An 18,468-nucleotide genomic window follows, 5' to 3' on the forward strand; every position below is an offset into this window, starting at 1 on the left:
TTTCCGCCGCAACGGATGCCGCCGCGGGCGCCAGCCCCTATAATCGGGGGCCACTTTGCCCGCAGTACCGCCATGACCGCTGAAACGGCCGCCGAACTCCACACGATCATCGATCTGATCCGCTACGGCACCAGCCGTTTCAACGAAGCCGGGCTGACCTTCGGGCACAGCTACGACAACGCGCTGGACGAGGCCACCCAGCTGGTGCTGCACAGCCTGCACCTGCCGCACGACCTCGGCCCGGCCTACGGCCAGGCGCGCCTGCTGCAGGCCGAGAAGCTGCGCGTGCTGGAGCTGTTCCAGCGCCGCATCGACGAACGCATCCCGGCCGCCTACCTGACCGGTGAAGCCTGGTTTGCCGGTCTGAGCTTCAAGAGCGACAAGCGCGCCCTGGTGCCGCGCTCGCCGATCGCCGAACTGATCGAGTGCGGCTTCGAGCCCTGGCTGGCCGGCCGCGACGTGTACCGTGCGCTGGACCTGTGCACCGGTTCGGGCTGCATCGCCATCGCCATGGGGCACTACTACCCGAACTGGCAGGTGGACGGCGTCGACCTGAGCGACGACGCGCTGTCGCTGGCTGAAGAAAACCGGGAGCGGCTGCAGGCGTACAACGTCAACCTGATCAAGTCGGACCTGTTCAACGGCCTGTCCGGCCGCCACTACGACCTGATCGTCACCAATCCGCCGTACGTCACCAACGACGAGACCGATGCGCTGCCGAAGGAATACTCCTACGAGCCGGAAATGGGCCTGCGTGCCGGCGACGACGGCCTGGACCTGGTGCTGAAGATCCTGCGTGACGCGCCGCTGCACCTGAGCGAAGACGGCCTGCTGATCTGTGAAGTGGGCGAGTCCGAACAGCATCTGATCAAGCTGCTGCCGGAAGTCGATTTCGCCTGGATCGAGTTCAAGGTCGGCCAGATGGGCATCTTCGCGGTCGAATGCCGCGAGCTGATCGCCCACAGCGCGCGCATCACCGAACTGGCGGCGCAGCGCCCGTGAGCTCCAATTCGTTCGGCAAGCTGTTCACCGTCACCACGTTCGGCGAGTCGCACGGGCCGGCCATCGGCTGCGTGATCGATGGCTGCCCGCCGGGGCTGGCGCTGGACGCGGCCGAATTCGCCCACGACCTGCAGCGCCGCGCCACCGGCAAGAGCCGGCACACCTCGGCGCGGCGCGAGGCCGATGAGGTCGAGATCCTGTCCGGCGTGTACGAGGGCCTGACCACCGGCACCCCGATCGCGCTGCTGATCCGCAACACCGACCAGCGCAGCAAGGATTACGCCAACATCGGCCAGCAGTTCCGGCCGGGCCATGCCGACTACAGCTACTGGCACAAGTACGGCATCCGCGACCCGCGCGGTGGTGGCCGTTCCTCGGCGCGCGAGACCACCATGCGCGTGGCCGCCGGCGTGGTCGCCAAGAAGTGGCTGGCCGAGCGCTTCGGCGTCACCGTGCGTGGCTACCTGTCGCAGCTGGGCGACATCACCCCGGCCGGTTTCGACTGGTCGGCGGTGGAAGACAACCCGTTCTTCTGGCCGCACGCCGCACAGGTGCCCGAGCTGGAGGCGTACATGGATGCGCTGCGCAAGTCCGGAGATTCGGTCGGTGCGCGCGTGGACGTGGTCGCCGACAACGTGCCGCCGGGCTGGGGCGAGCCGATCTACGGCAAGCTTGATGGCGAACTCGCTGCCGCGCTGATGAGCATCAACGCGGTGAAGGGCGTGGAAATCGGCGACGGTTTCGCCAGCGCCGCGCAGAAGGGCACCGAGCACCGCGACCTGCTGACCCCGCAGGGCTTCGCCAGCAACCATGCCGGCGGCATCCTCGGTGGCATTTCCACCGGCCAGCCGGTGGTCGCCTCGATCGCCCTCAAGCCGACCTCCAGCCTGCGCCTGCCGGGCCCGTCGCTGGATACCGCCGGCAACGTGGTGGAAGTGGTCACCACCGGTCGTCACGACCCCTGCGTCGGCATCCGTGCCACCCCGATCGCCGAGGCGATGGTGGCGATGGTGCTGATGGACCAGGCGCTGCGCCACCGCGCGCAGTGCGGCGATGTCGGCACGATCACCCCGCGCATTCCCGGGCAGATCGATGGCTGACACGCGGCCGACCGTGTGGGTGAGCCAGCCGCTGATCGACGCGGCCATCGCGCCGCTGCGCGATCGCGTGCAGCTGCGCAGCACCGACACGGTCACCGCTTGGTCGCCCGACCAGATCGCCGAACAGCTGGCCAGCGCCGATGGCGCGATCATCACCCTCAACGAGCGCATCGGTGCGGCCCAGGTGGCCGGCGCCGCGCAGCTGCAGGTGATCGCCAATGTCGGGGTGGGCTACAACAACCTGGACGTCGACGCGCTCAGCGCGGCCGGCATCCTCGCCAGCAATACCCCGGACGTCCTCACTGAAACCACCGCCGATCTCGGTTTCGCCCTGTTGATGGCGACCGCGCGCCGCATCACTGAATCCGAGCGCTGGCTGCGCGAAGGCCAGTGGCAGCAGTGGTCGTTCCAGACCATGCTCGGTGCCGACATCCACGGCAGCACGCTGGGCATCCTCGGCATGGGCCGCATCGGCCAGGGTATCGCCCGCCGCGGCGCGCACGGTTTCGGCATGAAGGTGCTGTACCACAACCGATCGCAGCTGCCGGCCGCGACCGAGGCGGAAGTGGGCGCCACCTATGTGGACCTGGATACGCTGCTCGCGCAGTCAGACCACCTGCTGCTGGTGCTGCCGTACACGCCGGCCTCGCATCATCTGATCGATGCCGCCGCGCTGGCGAAGATGAAGCCGTCGGCGACGCTGGTGAACATCGCCCGCGGCGGCCTGGTCGATGAGATCGCGCTGGCCGATGCGTTGGCCAACGGTCGCCTTGCTGCAGCGGGTCTGGATGTGTACGAAGGCGAGCCAAAGGTACGCCCCGAACTGCTGGCGCTGCGCAACGTCGTGCTCACTCCGCACATTGGCAGTGCCTCGCTGGCCACGCGCACGGCGATGGTACAGCTGGCCGTCGATAATCTGGTCGCCGGGCTCGGCCTGGACGGCGGCCCGTCGCGCATGCCGAGCGCGATCAACGCTGACGCGGCGATGGCCGCGCGCGTGACCCTGGGCAAAAAAACCGGGAAACGATAGGGAACCTCCGCGCGCCCCGCTTGAGGAGGTTCCCCGAACCCAGCTGTCGTGCGTGTTTTTTCCCATCCCCGTTTTCGTGAGAGTTTCCCCCATGAGCAATGCACAGCGCAGTTTCCACGTCGCCGTCGTTGGTGCCACCGGCGCCGTCGGCGAGACCATGTTGTCGATCCTGGCCGAGCGTGACTTCCCGGTCGGCACCCTGAGCGTTCTCGCCTCCGAGCGTTCGGCCGGCGGTGAGATCGAGTTCAACGGCCAGAAGGTCACGGTCCAGGACCTGGCCACCTTCGATCCGACCGGTGTCGAGATCGCGCTGTTCTCGGCTGGCGGCAGCGTGTCCAAGGAATACGCACCGAAGTTCGCCGCCGCCGGTGCGGTGGTGATCGACAACTCCTCGGCCTTCCGTTACGACGATGACGTGCCGCTGGTGGTGTCCGAGGTCAACCCGGAACAGGTCGCCAACCGTCCGCGCGGCATCATCGCCAACCCCAACTGCTCGACCATGCAGATGCTGGTGGCGCTGGCACCGCTGCACCGCAAGTACGGCATCGAGCGCATCAACGTCTCCACCTACCAGTCAGTGTCCGGCGGTGGTCGTTCGGCCACCGAGGAGCTGGGCAAGCAGACCGGTCAGCTGCTGAGCTTCCAGGAGATCGATCCGCAGCGCTTCCCGGTGCAGATCGCCTTCAACCTGATCCCGCACATCGACGACTTCCAGGACAACGGCTTCACCAAGGAAGAGATGAAGCTGATCTGGGAAACCCGCAAGATCCTTGGCGACGACAGCATCCTGGTGAACCCGACCGCGGTGCGCGTGCCGGTGTTCTACGGCCACTCCGAATCGGTGGCGATCGAGACCCGCGACAAGGTCACCGTGGCAGAAGCACGCGCGCTGCTGGAGCAGTCGCCGGGCATCGAAGTGGTGGATCGCCACGAGGCCGGTGGTTACCCGACCCCGGTCACCCACGCCTCGGGCACCGACGCGGTGTATGTCGGCCGCATCCGTGAGGACCTGTCGCACCCGCGCGGCCTGAACCTGTGGATCGTGTCGGACAACGTGCGCAAGGGTGCTGCCCTGAATGCCGTGCAGCTGGCTGAGCTGGTCGCCGCCGAGCAGCGCTGATCACTGCGGTTGCCTCACCGGTCGTGCCGGCCGCTGGCCGGCATTGCCCTGAGCCACCGGCCGAAGGGATTGCCGGCCAGCGGCCGGCACTCCCTCAAGGGTCTTTCCGGTGGGTGCGGACCCCGGTCCGCACGCTTTATAGTGTCGCCCATGAATAAACGGGCCAGGGGCGCAAAGCGCCCGCTCCTCTATCTTTCCACCGCGCTGCTGGCCCTGGCCAGCAGTTCGGCGCTTGCCCTGGGTCTGGGCGACATCCGTGTCCTGTCCAAGCCGGGCCAGCCCCTGTTGGCCGAAATCCCGGTGGTCTCCGCCGATCCGTCCGAGCTGGAGAACCTGCGTGTCGCGTTGGCCTCACCGGTCACCTTCGAGCGCGTTGGCCTGCAGCGGCCGACCGGGCTGGTCGGCGAACTGCAGTTCGAACTGACCCGCAATGCGCAGGGCAGGGCGGTGGTGCGGGTAACCTCGCAGACGCCGGTCGAGACCCCGTCGCTGAGCTTCCTGATCGAGGCCGACTGGGGCCAGGGTCGCCTGGTGCGCGAGTACTCGGCGCTGGTCGATGCACCGTCCAGTGCACTGGCCGTGGCCGAGCCGGAAATCGTTGCACCCGCAGGTACGCTCTCCAACACCATCGCCCGTGAGGCCACCCCGTCGCCCGCCGCTGCGGAGAGCGCGAGCGCGCCTGCGGCGTCCACCGCCGCCACGCCGGCACCCGCACCGGCCCGCCCGCGTGCAGTGGCTGCACCCGCTGCCGCGCCGGCAGCCGATGGCAGCGTCACCGTCCAGCGTGGGCAGACCCTGTCGCAGATCGCCAGCGCGGTGGCCCGCGGCAACCAGGTCAGCCGCGACCGCGCCATGATCGCGCTGCTGCGCGCCAACCCGGAGGCTTTCATCCGCGGCAACGTCAACCTGCTCAAGCAGGGCGCCGTGCTGCGCATGCCCGGCAGCGATGCACTGGCGGCGGTCGATGCCGCCGAGGCCGCAGCGCTGGTGCGTGAGCATGCCGCACAGTGGCGGCAGGCACGCACCGTGCCGCAACCAGCGGGTACCGTGGCCCCGGTCGCCACGGCGGCAACCACGAACGCTTCTTCCCCGGCTGCGGCCAATGGGGCACGACTTGAAATCGCTCCGGCGCTGGCCTCCGACGCCGCGCACGCGGGCACAACCACCGGCACTGGAGCCGGCAGCGAGGGTGACATGCTGGGCAACGAACAACTGCGCCAGGCACGCGAGGACATCGCGACCCGCGATGCCGAGATCGGCGAGCTGAAGCAGCGCGTGGCCGACCTGGAAAAACTCAAGGAACAGCAGCAGTCGCTGATCGCGATGAAGGACAACGACCTGGCCGCCGCGCAGCAGCGCCTGGCGCAGGCACCGGATGCCCGCGATGCGGCCACGCCGTGGTACTGGCTGGGTCTGCCGGTGCTGTTGCTGGCGGCCGGCGCGGCCTGGCTGCTGCGTCGTCGCAAGCCGTCGCCACTGCCGCCGCTGCGCGAGGAAGGCGATGCCGCCGGCCTGGCCGCTGCGGTACCGGCGGGCGCGGCGCTGGATACGCTGGCCGAGCAGTCTTCGTGGTCGACGGCGGTGTCCGACAGTGGCCGCCAGGAGCCGGCGATGCCGGCCTGGGCGAGCGAAACCGAGGTGCAGGATGACGTGGCTGCCGAAGCGGTCGCCGACGTCGCCGCCCAGGCTGACTGGCAGGCGCAGACGCTGCGCGATGACGAAGTGGTGCAGCTGCCCGAGGCCGTGACCGACCTGCCGAGCTGGGACGAGCCAGTGACTACGCAGGACACCCCTGTGCCGGAAGCCGTGCAGGATGAGCCGGTCGCGCAGGCAGTCCCTGACGAGATCGCAGTGCCGGACTACGCGCTGCACGCCGAACAGCAGCCTCAGTTCCGCGGTGTGTTCGACCTGCCGGCCGAACACCATGACAGCGGGGATTCAAGCGCAGTGCCGCACGACGCGCTGGCCTCGGCCGCGCATGAAGAAGGCACCGCGGCACTGGCCAGCGATGCCGGCTGGGCGCCGCGCGCCGGGCAGGAACGCCTGGAGCTGGCCATCGCCTACCTCGATCTGGGCGATGCCCAGACCGCCCGTACCTTGCTGCAGGAAGTGGCCGAGGGCGGCGACCTGCACTGCCAGGCCCAAGCTCGCGAACTGCTGGCCCGCCTGCCGTGACCGACCCCGCCGACAAGGACCGTGCCATGAGCCGCGAGCGCCGCATCGACTACGTTGAATTCGCCTCCAGTGACCCGGCCGCCAGCCGCGCCTTCTTCGAAAAGGTGTTCGGCTGGTCGTTCGTCGACTACGGCAGCGACTACACCGCCTTCGACGATGGCCGCCTGCAGGGCGGCTTCTTCCGCGGCCAGCCGCAACGGGCCAGCGACAGCGGTGCGCCGCTGCTGGTGCTGTATGCCGACCAGCTGGCGCCGATCGAAGCGGCGGTGCGCAACGCTGGCGGTGAGGTCGTGCGGCCGGTGTTCTCTTTCCCCGGCGGCAGCCGCTTCCAGTTCGTCGAGCCCGGTGGCAACGAACTGGCGGTCTGGTCCGAACGCGATCCGGCCTGAGCGCCGCCCCACCCGCAACATCGAGGTAGCACATGCGTTACGCGCTTGGCGTCGAATACGACGGCAGCGATTTCAGGGGCTGGCAGAACCTGGGCGAGGGCGGCCCCAGCGTGCAGGCCAGCCTTGAGCAGGCCCTGTCGTCGGTGGCCGATGCGCCGCTGCAGGTGGTCTGTGCCGGCCGCACCGATGCCGGTGTGCACGGCCAATGCCAGGTCGTCCACTTCGATACCGACGTGGTGCGCGATCCGCGCGCCTGGATGCTGGGCACCACCACCCGCCTGCCGCGCTCGATCGCGGTGCGCTGGTGCGTGCCGGTGGCCGATGATTTCCATGCCCGTTTCTCGGCGCGTGCGCGCCGCTACCGCTACCGCCTGCTCAACCGCGAAGTGCGGCCGGCGCTGCAGCGGCAGACCCTCAGCTGGGAGCGCCGTGCGCTGGACGAGACCCTGATGCATGCCGCCGGCCAGGCCCTGCTCGGCGAGAACGACTTCAGTGCGTTCCGCTCGGTGCAGTGCCAGGCGCTGCATGCACGGCGTGAACTGCAGTCACTGCAGGTCAGCCGCCAGGGTGAGGTGATCGAGGTCGCCGTGCAGGGCAATGCATTCCTTCATCACATGGTCCGCAATATCGTCGGATCGCTGATCCTGGTGGGCAGCGGCGAAAAACCGGTGGAATGGATCGCCGAATTGCTGGCCGGGCGCGATCGCACCGTAGCCGGTCCCACCGCACCGCCGCAGGGCCTGGTGTTCCTTGGGCCCCTGTACCCCGACAACTGGCATCTGCCCGCCGAGGTCACGCTATGAGCCGCTCCTACTACCGCACGCGCATCAAGTTCTGTGGCATGACCCGGGCCGGCGACGTCCGCCTGGCCGGTGAACTGGGTGTGGACGCGGTGGGTTTCATCTTCGCCCGTGAAAGCAGCCGCCGGGTTGCCCCGGCCGAGGCACGCGCGATGCGCCAGGCGATCGCGCCGATGGTCGACGTGGTGGCGCTGTTCCGCAACAACAGCAAGGAAGAGGTGCGCGAGGTGCTGCGCACGGTACGACCGACCCTGCTGCAGTTCCACGGCGAGGAAGACGAGAGCTTCTGCCGCAGCTTCAACATGCCGTACCTGAAGGCGATCGCCATGGGCGGGCGTGAAGAGATCAACGCCCGCACCCTGCAGCTGCGCTATCCCAGCGCCGCCGGCTTCCTGTTCGACAGCCATGCGCCGGGCGGCGGTGGCGGCACCGGCGTGGCCTTCGACTGGGGGCGGATCCCGACCGGCCTGCATCGCCCGTTCCTGCTGGCCGGTGGCCTGAACCCGGAAAACGTCTACGACGCGGTGCTGGCCACCCTGCCGTGGGGCGTGGATGTCTCCAGCGGCATCGAACTGGAACCGGGCATCAAGGACGGCTACAAGATGCGCACCTTCGTCGAGGAAGTGCGCCGCGCCGATTGCACGGTTCTCGAGTGATTCGCGTCACTATTTGCCGTGATTTGGACCTGGATTTGAGCCTGCACGCATTCTTCACATAGGATGGTCCCAAGCGCGCCTGCCATGAGGGCTGGCGCGGGGATCGACGGGACGCGCTCGGCGCGCCCCGAACGGGCGGCCGCCGCCCATAGCCCAGGAAGGCAAGCGATGCAGGAGTTTCTCACCGTCGTACTCGGTTACCCGACGCTGCCGTACAGCATTCTGCTGTTGGTGTCGGTGATGTATTGGGCGGTTGCGGCGTTCGGCCTGGTCGATGACGGTTTTGGCGATCTCGGCGCCGATGGCGCGCTCGAGGCGGGGACCGACCTCAGTGGCCTGTCGGCCATGCTGGCGCGCTGGGGCCTGGGCGGCGTCCCGATCATGGTGGTGGTCACCCTGCTGGGCTTGTTCGGCTGGCTCATCACCTATTTCATCCATCTGTTCGTACTTCTGCCGCTGCCGGACCTGCTGCGCTGGGGCCTGGGTACGCTCGTGGCGGTGCTGGCACCGCTGCCTGCGGTACCGGTCGTCGCGCTGATCCTGCGCCCGGTCCGGCGCTTCCTGCTGCGCCTGCGTCCGGTGCCGCAGGCATCGCTGCTGGGCCGGATCGGCGTGGTCGCATCGCCGAAGGTGGACGCACGCAGCGGTCATGCCACTGTCGATGATGGCGGCGCCGGGCTGGTGCTGCAGATCCGCAGCGACATCGAACTGCAGCGTGGCGAGCGCATCGTGCTGGTCGAGCACATGGCCGAACAACACTATTACCGGGTGGTCCGCGCCGATGCGATCGCCCTCGATTTCCAGGACAACCTGCTTCCGGGCAACAAGGAGAATCATCAATGACGTTGGCATCCCTCTTACCGATCCTGGCCGTTGCCGGCGGCCTGCTCGTCCTGCTGCTGGGCGTGGCCGGGCTGTTCAAGGCCTTCTACCGCAAGGTCGACCAGGGCGTGGCCCTGATCGTCAACGACATGAGCTCCACGCCCAAGGTGCACTTCACCGGTGCGCTGATCATCCCGGTGCTGTACCGCGCCGAGCTGATGCGGATCAGCCTGATCACCCTGCAGATCGACCGCCGCGGCAAGGAAGGCCTGATCTGCCGCGACAACATGCGTGCCGACATCGCCGTGGCCTTCTACCTGCGGGTGAACGAGACCCAGGCCGACGTGCTGCGCGTGGCCAAGGCGATTGGTGCCGACCGTGCGTCGGACAAGCATGCCGTCGATGAGCTGTTCAACGCCAAGTTCTCCGAAGCGCTGAAGACGGTCGGCAAGAAGTTCGACTTCACCGAACTGTTCGAGAAGCGCCAGGAGTTCCGCGACGAGATCATCGCGGTGATCGGCAACGACCTCAACGGCTATGTGCTGGAAGACGTGGCGATCGATTACCTGGAGCAGACCCCGAAGTCGCTGCTGGACCAGTTCAACATCCTCGACGCGCAGGGCATCCGCAAGATCACCGAGCTGACCGCCGCGCAGAACGTGGTGACCAACGAGCTGGAGCAGAACGAGAAGCTCGCCATCACCAAGAAGAACGTGGAAGCGCGTGAGGCGCTGCTGGCGCTGGAACGCCAGCAGGCCGAAGCCGAAGCACGCCAGAAGCGCGAGATCGAGACCATCCGCGCGCGCGAGGAGGCCGAGACCGCCAAGGTGCAGGAAGAGCAGCGCCAGCTGTCCGAGAATGCCCGCATCGAAGCACAGCAGCTGATCGAGATCCGCGACCAGAACCGCCTGCGCGAAGTGGAAGTGGCCGAGCAGAACCGCCAGCGTGCCGTGGCCATCGAGGCCGAGCGCGTGGAGCGCGCACGCCAGCTGGAGCAGGTCACCACCGACCGCGAAGTGCAGCTGCAGGGCGTGGAGCGCGACAAGGTGGTCGAGCAGGGCAAGATGGACGTGGCCAACATCACCCGCGAACGCATCTCCATCGACAAGACCGTGGCGCAGGAAGAAGAGCGCATCAAGGAAGTGCGCGAGGTCTCCGAGGCCGACCGCCAGAAGCAGGTGCTGATCCTGGAAGCCGAGGCCAAGGCGCAGGAATCGCTGGTGCGCGAGGTGAAGGAAGCGCAGGCACGCGAGACCGCCTCCAAGCATCGTGCGGTGGAACTGACCACGCTCGCCCAGGCCGAGCACGAAGCAGCCGGCAAGCAGGCCGAAGCCAAGCGCCTGCTGGCCGACGCGCTGCGCGCCGAGCAGGCGGCGCCGGGCCTGGCCGAAGCGCAGGTGCGTGAAGCTTCGGCACTGGCCATCGAGAAGGTCGGCATCGCCGAGGCCCGCGTGATCGAAGCCAAGGCCGAAGCCAGCCTGAAGCAGGGCAGCAACGAAGCCCGTGTGCTGGCCGAGACCCTGCAGGCGCAGGCGCAGGGTGAGGAGAAGATGGGCCTGGCCCGTGCCACCGCCACCGAATCGCTGGGCAACGCCGAAGCCGGCGTGGTGCAGAAGAAGCTGCTGGCGGAGGCCGAGGGCCTGGTGCGCAAGTTCGAAGCCATCGCCTCGCTGAGCGACCAGGCGCGTGGCCACGAAGAGTTCCGCATGATGCTGGACAACAGCCTGAAGCAGGCGCTGGCCTCGATCGAAGCCGGCAAGGAAGTCTCGCGCGAGAACGCCAATGTCATCGCCAGCGCGCTGCGCAACGCCGACATCGACCTGGTCGGTGGCGACGGCGGCATGTTCGAGAACCTGGTCAAGGCGGTGTCGCTGGGCAAGTCGATCGAAGGCTTCGCCGGCAAGAGCCCGATCGTGCAGGAGTTGATGCAGCGCTACCTGGGCGTGGCCGTGGCCGAACCGGCACCGCGCCAGATCGCCGAGGATGCCGAAGCGGTGCCGACCGTGTCGGCCACCGTGGTCGACAGCGCCCGTTGATGCATCGGGCGATGGCTGCTGCGGCCATCGCCCGCCCGCGCCGGCCGCAACCGCGGCCGTCCGCCCGTGAGCCGGAAGCCTGCTGATGTCTGATACCCATCCGTCCGCCGAATCTACTGCACCGGAGGCCGGCGGCACTACCGTCGACCAGGCCGTTGCCCAGGGCGGCGCCTACGAAGTCCTGCGCCGCCGCCTGGCCGAGCAGGGCCAGTGCCTGCAGGGCCTGGCCGAGACGCTCAACCGCCAGCGCCTGGCCGAGTTCGGCGACAGCCGCCTGGAGGTGGTCGGGCGCTTCCGCATCCGCAGCGAGAACAACTGCGTCGGCCGTGACATCGTGCAGGTCGGCCCGGACCGCCTGCTGTTCGGCTACAACGTGTTCATCGGGCTGAAGACCCAGACCCGCATCGAGGACGTGTTCGGCCTGTACCGGCTGGTGCAGGGCAGCGACGGCTACGACGTGGCCGCGCTGGAGCTGAAGGGCAGCTTCCTCGACCAGCCCGGCTTCGTGCACGACTTCAATGAGCTGTACGCCTACTACAAGCACGCACGCCTGCTGCAGCTGATCGTGGTGGGCGACAAGCTGCTGGCCTCGTTCCAGATCGGTGAGCGCAGCAGCGACGTGCGCGTGTTCCGCTGGGCGCTGTCGCGCGATGGCGAACTGGCCTATCTGGATGCGCGCGGCGAGCGCGATATCGCACTGCCGCCGCCGTTCGACTTCGAATGGACCAGGGCGACCCGCGACTTGGCAGTCAATGGACGCCATTCGCACCTGAACATCCTCGACACCCTGTTCGTGGAGACCACCGGCGGCGACCTCACCATCAAGGTCGAGAACAACACCGAGACCGGGCAGGGCATCTACAGCGAACCGGTGGAGGACAGCACGCAGTCGCTTGACGACGCCCAGTTCGAATTCGCCCGGGTCGGCTCGCTGGTGCTGCTGAAGGTGCTGCCGTACCGCGAGACGGAGTGGCGCGGCCTGATCTACAACACGCTGACCGGCGGCATCGTGCGCAACGATGCGATCGTGCAGGCCTGCGTGCAGCTGCCCGAAGACCACGGCGTGATCTTCCCGGGTGGGTATTACCTGCAGGGCGGCGAGCACAAGGCATTCGACGCCTCGATGGCCGGCATGCAGTTCAAGCGCAGCATCCGTTCGCCGAACGGCGAGGACGTGCTGTACATCTTCTACGAGCGCGAAGGTGGGCGCTCGGCACTGTTCGTCTACAACACCATCCAGCGCGTGCTGCAGAACCCAGTGTTCGGCCATGGCTACGCCTTGATGCAGGACGGGCGCATGGTGCTGTTCCATGCCGAAGGCAGCGAACCGACCCGCATCCATCCGATGCAGGTCTGGCAGACCCCGTTCAGCAGTGACGAGTTTGCCGCCAGCCGACCGCCCGGCAACACCTTCATGGGCCGCATCGGCAACGCCGAGCTGGTGCGCGGCATTTCCAACCTGTTCAACCTGGCGCGCGAGATCGAAGGCCAGGACGTGTCGGTGCAGCGCTACCAGCGCCTGGTGGCCGACACCCGGCGCCTGTTCGATGCCCACCACTGGCTGGGCGACGCGGCCTGCGATGGCGCCGAGGCGCTGCTGCGGCAGATCAGCGCCACCGGCGAATCGGTGCTGGACGAATACGAGAAAGTGCAGTCGATCCGCCAGCAGTCGGCGCAGGCGATGGTCGAGGCCGAGGCTGCGCACAAGGCGCTGCTGGGCCGGCTGCAGCCGCAGAACTGGAACGAGGTGCAGGCCTTCGTCGAGGCGCTCAATGCGATCACCGCCTTGCGTGGACGGCTGTTGACCATCCGCGAGCTGCGCTACATCGACACCGCACGTATCGAGGCGATGACGGCCGAGCTGGTGGAGGCGCAGGACCATGTCGGCGCCGCCACGGGTGACTTCCTCGCCGGTGATGCTGCGCTGGCGCCACTGACCACGCGCCTGCAGGCGCTGGATGAAGCGGCCCAGCAGGCACAGAGTGCCCGCCAGCTGGACGAGCAGCTGGAAGGGTTGCGTGGCATGGCCGCCGACCTGGACATGTTGTCCGAGTTGATGGCCGGCCTGAAGGTGGACGATGCCACCGCCCGCACCCGCGTGGTCGAGTCGATCTCGGTGCTGTACGGCCGCCTCAACCAGGCCCGTGCGCGTGCTGATCAGCGTCGCCGGTCGCTGGGTTCGGCCGAGGCCGTGGCGCAGTTCGCCGCGCAGTTCGCGCTGTTCTCGCAGTCGATCACCAGCGCGCTGGCGCTGGCCACCGATCCGGAACGCGCCGACGAGCAGCTGTCGCGCCTGCTGGTGCAGCTGGAGGAGCTGGAGAGCCAGTTCGGCGAGCACGAGCAGTTCCTTGGCGACATCCTGAGCAAGCGCGAAGAGCTGGTTGAAGCCTTCGAAACGCACAAGCAGGCACTGCTGGATGATCGCCAGCGCAAGGCACGTTCGGTTCTGGACGCGGCCAGCCGCATCCTCGATGGCCTGGCCAAGCGCACCGAGCGCTTCGCCACCGCCGATGAGCTCAATGCATTCTTCGCCGGCGATCCGCTGATCCTCAAGCTGCGTGAGCTGGCCGAACGCCTGCGCGCGCTGCATGACAACGTCAAGGCCGACGACATTGAGGCGCGCCTGAAGGGCGTGCGTGACCAGGCGGTACGCCAGCTGCGCGACCGCAGTGATCTGTACGAAGCGGGCGGCAACGTGGTGCGGCTGGGGCCGCGCCATCGCTTCAGCGTCAACACCCAGGCGCTGGACCTGACCCTGCTGCCGCGTGGTGACACGCTGGCGATCCATCTGACCGGCACCGACTTCCTGGAGACCCTGCACGATCCGGAGCTGGATGCGCTGAAGCCGTTCTGGCCGGTCACCCTGGACTCGGAATCACCTGCGTTGTATCGCGGTGAGTATCTGGCCGGCAGCCTGCTGATGGCCGCGCAGGAGGGGAGCGACGGCCTTGACCTGGCCACGCTGCAGCACGACGTCGCCACGCCCGAAGCACTGGACCAGCGCGTGCGTGCGTTCGCCGCACCGCGCTACCGCGAAGGCTACGAGCGCGGCATCCATGACCATGATGCCGCGCTGATCCTGCGTGCATTGCTGCCCTTGCAGCAGGCGGCCGGCAGCCTGCGCCATGCACCGCGGGTGCGTGCGCTGGCACTGCTGTTCTGGGCCGCCGAGCAGCGGCGCGAAGCGGTGGCGCAATGGCCGGGCCGACAGATGGGTGCCGAAGCGCTGGCACGCCTGCTGGGGTCCGACGAAGGGCGACTGGCGTTGCGTGCGGAAATGGCCGAGGCACTGCTGGCGTATGCGCAATCCCACGCGTTGCCGTTCGATGCCGATGCCGCAGAGGCCGCGGCCGCCTATCTGGGCGAAGAGCTGGCGACCGGCGAGCCGGTGTTCAGCAGCAGTCGCAATGCGCTAGCGCTGCTGGATGCGCTGGCGCAGCAGCTGGAACAGGCCGGGCAGCGCGAGGCGGTCGAACGCGCGCTGCAGCGCAGCCAAGATCCGCTGGCCACGCGCTGGGCGCTGGCCGGGCAGTGGCTGAGGGCGCTGGCGCGGATGCCGGCGCATGCGCTGCATGCCGGCTACGTCGACGAGGCCGCGGCACTGCTGCTGGTGCAGCGCCAGCTGCGTACCCGTGCCAGCGACACCGCGCTGCAGGCGGAGGTCAATGGCCTGCTGGGTGAACACGCACGCATCAGCAACGGCACGCTGGTGGTATCGCTGGATGATTTCCATGCGCGCCTGACGCAGCACCTGCGTCATTTCGTGCCTGCGTTCCACGCCTACCAGGCGCTGCGCCAGGGCATCATCGGGCGCGAGCGCGAGACCCTGCGGCTTTCCGAGTTCAAGGCGCGGCCGCTGTCCTCGTTCGTGCGCAACAAGCTGATCAACGATGTCTACCTGGGCATGATCGGTGACAACCTGGCCAAGCAGATGGGCACGGTCGGCGAGAACAAGCGCAGCGACCTGATGGGCCTGCTGATGATGATTTCGCCGCCGGGCTACGGCAAGACCACGCTGATGGAATACGTGGCGCACCGCCTGGGCCTGGTTTTCATGAAGATCAACGGCCCGGCGCTGGGGCATGAGGTGCGTTCGCTGGACCCGGCCCAGGCGCCGGACGCGACCTCGCGGCAGGAGCTGGAAAAGCTCAACCTCGCGCTGGAAATGGGCAACAACACCATGCTGTATGTGGACGACATCCAGCACACCCATCCCGAGTTCCTGCAGAAGTTCATCTCGCTGTGCGATGGCACCCGCCGTATCGAAGGCGTGTGGCGCGGTCGCACCCGCACCTACGACATGCGCGGCAAGAAGTTCTGCGTGGTGATGGCCGGCAACCCGTACACCGAGTCCGGCGAGGTGTTCAAGATTCCGGACATGCTGGCCAACCGTGCCGACATCTACAACCTCGGTGATGTGCTCGGTGGCATGGAGGCGACCTTCACCCTCAGCTACATCGAGAACAGCCTGACCTCCAACCCGGTGCTGGCGCCGCTGGCCACGCGCGACATGGCTGACCTGTACGTACTGGTCGATCGTGCGATGGGCAAGGAGGTCTCGACCAACGGCCTCAGCCATGCCTACAGCAGCGCGGAGATCAACGAGATCACCGCCACCCTGCAGCGCATGCTGCGCGTGCGCGACGTTGTCTACCGGGTCAACCAGCAGTACATCGCCAGTGCCGCACAGGACGATCGCTACCGTAGCGAGCCGCCGTTCCGGCTGCAGGGCAGCTACCGCAACATGAACAAGCTGGCAGAGAAGATCTCGCCGGTGATGAACGAGGCCGAGCTGCAGCAGTTGATCTCCGACCACTACCTGGGCGAGGCACAGCTGCTGACCACCGGCGCCGAAGAAAACCTGTTGAAGCTGGCCGAGCTGCGCGGCGTGCTGGACGACACGCAGGCGCAGCGCTGGGCGCAGATCAAGCGCGATTTCCTGCGCAACAAGGCCATGGGTGCCGACGACAGCGATGTCGGCGGGCGCGTGGTCGCGCAGCTGGCCGACATCGCCACTGCCCTGCAGCTGCCACCGCCGGCGCCGGAAGCGATTGCCGTTGCCGACCCGGCACCGTGGCCGGCGTTGCTGGAGGCCTTGCATCGCCTTTCTGAAACACGTCCCGCCACCGCGGCGCCGGAGCCGGTCGCGGCGGCCTCCAGTGTGCCGGCCACGGTCCTGGCCGACGACCTGCAGGCTGGCCTGGCGCCATTGGTGGAACTGTTGGCGGCATCGCAGGCGCAGCAGGTACAGGTGTCGCAGACCCTGGCCGCGTTCGCCGGCTGGGCGCGGCAGCAGGTCGAGCGTGGCGTGCCGAACAGTGCGGTGGCGCAGCGTGCGCGTGTGCGCCGTGCCACGACGCCGGAGGAGCGCGCGCTGGATGAGGCCCTGATGCGCCACTTCTATGGCGAGTCGTTGCCGCCGGACGACAGTGAGGACATTCCGGCAACGACACCGAAGCCGCCGCCGCTGCCGTGACCACGCAGGCGCCACTGCCGCCACCGAGCTTGCCGGACACGGCCGATGTCGCCGTGCTGGCCGACTATGGTGCGCCGTTGCTGCAGGCACTGGCGCGGCGCGAAACACCGTTGCCGCCGGGTGCGGGCGAAGGCCTGGTGGCCGCACTGGCACGCATCGCGCTGGCCCTGCAGGCCGCCAACCCGGCGCAGATCCGGCAGCAGGAGAGCTGGTGGGGCCGCCTGCTGGGGCGCGATGTCGCTCGCGAGGCAGAAGGGCGTGCGCTGCAGTCGCAGCTGGGCGTGCTGGCCCTGCAGGCGCGCGAACAGGCCCAGCACCTGCAGCAGCACCTGCAACTGCGGGCCATGGCCATCGCCGGGCATTCAGCGGCGGCCGCAGCGCTGGACGCCTGGGTCGAGCTGGCTGCGGCGCGGCTGGCGTCGCTGGATATCGCCGGCCAGGCCGCGCTGTCGCAACGGCTCGATCATCTGCGCCGGCTGGCCATGCTGCGCCGTCTCGAGGCCGGCCAGTGGCAGCTGCTGCAGGACCAGGACAACGTGCTGCTGCAACGCTTCGCGCGCATCCATGACGTCCTGTTGCCAGCCTGGCGGCAGGCCGCCGTGGCGGGCCAGCCCGCGGCCGGCGCCACACTGGCGGCGAAGGCCGCCATGCTGCACGCACAGATCGATGACGAGGTCGCGGCAGCTCAGGCTAGACTGCCTTGAGCCGGCCGCCGCTGCCGCTTACCCAACTGCAAGGAGACTGCCCGATGACCCAGGACAGCCAGACCCCCGGTGCCCTCGTGCCCGGCACGACCACCGCCGCAGCGCTCGATGACGGCGCACTGCAGGCCCTCGGCCTGGTCCGCGAGGATCTGCCGCGCATCGCCGAGATCCGGCTGGAGCTGGATGACCTGCGCCCGGGCAACCTGCAGGTGTTCGGTCGCGAAGCGGCCACGCGCACCGCAGCGTTCTCCAGCCAGTTGCTCGACCAGGTGCGCAATCGTGACCTGGATGCCAGTGGCGAGAAGCTGGGCGAAGTGGTGCGCATCGCGCGCAGCCTGAAGCTGGACGGCTTCGCCCAGCGGTCGAAGGTGCCGGTGATCGGTGGCCTGATCGACCGCCTGCGCGTATCCAAGGGCGAGCTGGTGCAGAAATTCAGCGACACCAACGCGCAGATCGAGCAGCTGCTGGGCGATGTCGGTGTGCAGCAGGCGTTGATGGGCAAGCGCGTGGGCGAGTTCGACCGCATGCATGACATCGTCCGAGAAGAACGCCATGCGCTGGGCCTGTATGCTGCCGCCGGCAAACAGCGCCTGGCCGAACTGCAGGCCGAGCAGCAGGCCGGGCAGGGCAGTGAGGATCCGCAGCAGCGCATCCGCCAGGGCGAAGTCGACAACGCGATCCGCCTGATCGAAAAGCGCGTGTCCGACCTGCAGTTGATGCAGCATGCGGCCGATCAGTCGCTGCCGATGATCCGCCTGATCCAGGCCAACGCGCTGCAGCTGATCGAGAAGTTCAACACGGTACGCGAGATCACCATCCCGTCGTGGAAGCGCCAGTTCGCCATCCAGCTTTCGCTGGGTGAGCAGAAGGCCGCGGTCGAGCTGTCCACCGCCATCGACGATGCCACCAACGAGCTGATGCGCCGCAATGCCGATCTGCTGCGCCAGGCCTCGGTGGATACCGCGCGCAGCAACCAGCGCGGCGTGATCGACGTAGCCACGCTGCGCCACGTGCACGACCAGTTGATCGCCACGGTCGAGGAAGTGCGTAGCATCCATCGCGAAGGCATGCAGCAGCGGCAGCAGGCCGAAGTCGAGCTGTCGCGCCTGCGCGAAGACCTGCAGCAGCGCCTGGCCACTCCAACCGCCAGCTGAAAAA

At 68.0% G+C, this 18,468-nt stretch carries 13 protein-coding genes; all 13 read left to right on the forward strand.

Annotated features, from left to right (window positions below):
• The first annotated feature begins 72 nt into the window (after positions 1-72).
• Complete coding sequence (gene prmB / locus BKE09_RS18175; protein WP_014037975.1) at positions 73-1,002, forward strand: 50S ribosomal protein L3 N(5)-glutamine methyltransferase; 930 nt, start codon at positions 73-75, stop codon at positions 1,000-1,002.
• Positions 999-2,102 (forward strand): chorismate synthase, encoded by a 1,104-nt coding sequence (aroC, locus tag BKE09_RS18180; protein WP_005410486.1) that lies wholly within the window; start codon positions 999-1,001, stop codon positions 2,100-2,102. Before prmB ends, aroC begins: the two co-directional genes overlap by 4 nt.
• Positions 2,095-3,132: a D-glycerate dehydrogenase gene (locus tag BKE09_RS18185; protein WP_014037974.1), complete on the forward strand. Its 1,038-nt coding sequence runs from the start codon at positions 2,095-2,097 to the stop codon at positions 3,130-3,132. The genes aroC and BKE09_RS18185 overlap by 8 nt, the downstream gene beginning before the upstream one ends.
• Before the next feature lie 91 nt (positions 3,133-3,223).
• A complete protein-coding gene (locus tag BKE09_RS18190; RefSeq protein ID WP_049445577.1) occupies positions 3,224-4,252 on the forward strand; it encodes an aspartate-semialdehyde dehydrogenase in 1,029 nt (342 codons plus the stop codon).
• A gap of 150 nt (positions 4,253-4,402) precedes the next feature.
• A complete protein-coding gene (locus tag BKE09_RS18195; protein ID WP_075677091.1) occupies positions 4,403-6,427 on the forward strand; it encodes a FimV/HubP family polar landmark protein in 2,025 nt (674 codons plus the stop codon).
• Positions 6,428-6,453: 26 nt separating this feature from the next.
• On the forward strand, positions 6,454-6,816 hold the full coding sequence (locus BKE09_RS18200; protein ID WP_075677367.1) for a VOC family protein: 363 nt from the start codon (positions 6,454-6,456) through the stop codon (positions 6,814-6,816).
• 32 nt (positions 6,817-6,848) lie between these two features.
• Positions 6,849-7,619 (forward strand): tRNA pseudouridine(38-40) synthase TruA, encoded by a 771-nt coding sequence (gene truA, locus BKE09_RS18205; RefSeq protein WP_014037970.1) that lies wholly within the window; start codon positions 6,849-6,851, stop codon positions 7,617-7,619.
• Entirely contained in the window at positions 7,616-8,272 is a 657-nt protein-coding gene (locus tag BKE09_RS18210) for a phosphoribosylanthranilate isomerase (protein ID WP_014037969.1), read from the forward strand. Before truA ends, BKE09_RS18210 begins: the two co-directional genes overlap by 4 nt.
• A 168-nt stretch (positions 8,273-8,440) precedes the next feature.
• Positions 8,441-9,115: a DUF1449 family protein gene (locus BKE09_RS18215; protein ID WP_075677093.1), complete on the forward strand. Its 675-nt coding sequence runs from the start codon at positions 8,441-8,443 to the stop codon at positions 9,113-9,115.
• Positions 9,112-11,130, forward strand: coding sequence for a hypothetical protein (locus BKE09_RS18220; RefSeq protein WP_075677095.1), 2,019 nt, complete (start codon positions 9,112-9,114; stop codon positions 11,128-11,130). The genes BKE09_RS18215 and BKE09_RS18220 overlap by 4 nt, the downstream gene beginning before the upstream one ends.
• A gap of 85 nt (positions 11,131-11,215) precedes the next feature.
• Positions 11,216-16,606: a DNA repair ATPase gene (locus BKE09_RS18225; protein WP_075677097.1), complete on the forward strand. Its 5,391-nt coding sequence runs from the start codon at positions 11,216-11,218 to the stop codon at positions 16,604-16,606.
• Positions 16,603-17,310 carry a cell division protein FtsY gene (locus BKE09_RS18230; protein ID WP_075677099.1) on the forward strand — a complete coding sequence of 236 codons (708 nt, stop codon included), beginning with the start codon at positions 16,603-16,605 and terminating at the stop codon, positions 17,308-17,310. Before BKE09_RS18225 ends, BKE09_RS18230 begins: the two co-directional genes overlap by 4 nt.
• A 44-nt stretch (positions 17,311-17,354) precedes the next feature.
• The gene (locus tag BKE09_RS18235) at positions 17,355-18,464 is read left to right on the forward strand and encodes a toxic anion resistance protein (RefSeq protein ID WP_075677101.1); all 1,110 of its coding nucleotides are present in this window, start codon (positions 17,355-17,357) and stop codon (positions 18,462-18,464) included.
• The last annotated feature ends 4 nt before the right edge of the window (positions 18,465-18,468 follow it).

This window comes from Stenotrophomonas sp. TD3 (assembly GCF_001939825.1).
GTDB lineage: Bacteria > Pseudomonadota > Gammaproteobacteria > Xanthomonadales > Xanthomonadaceae > Stenotrophomonas.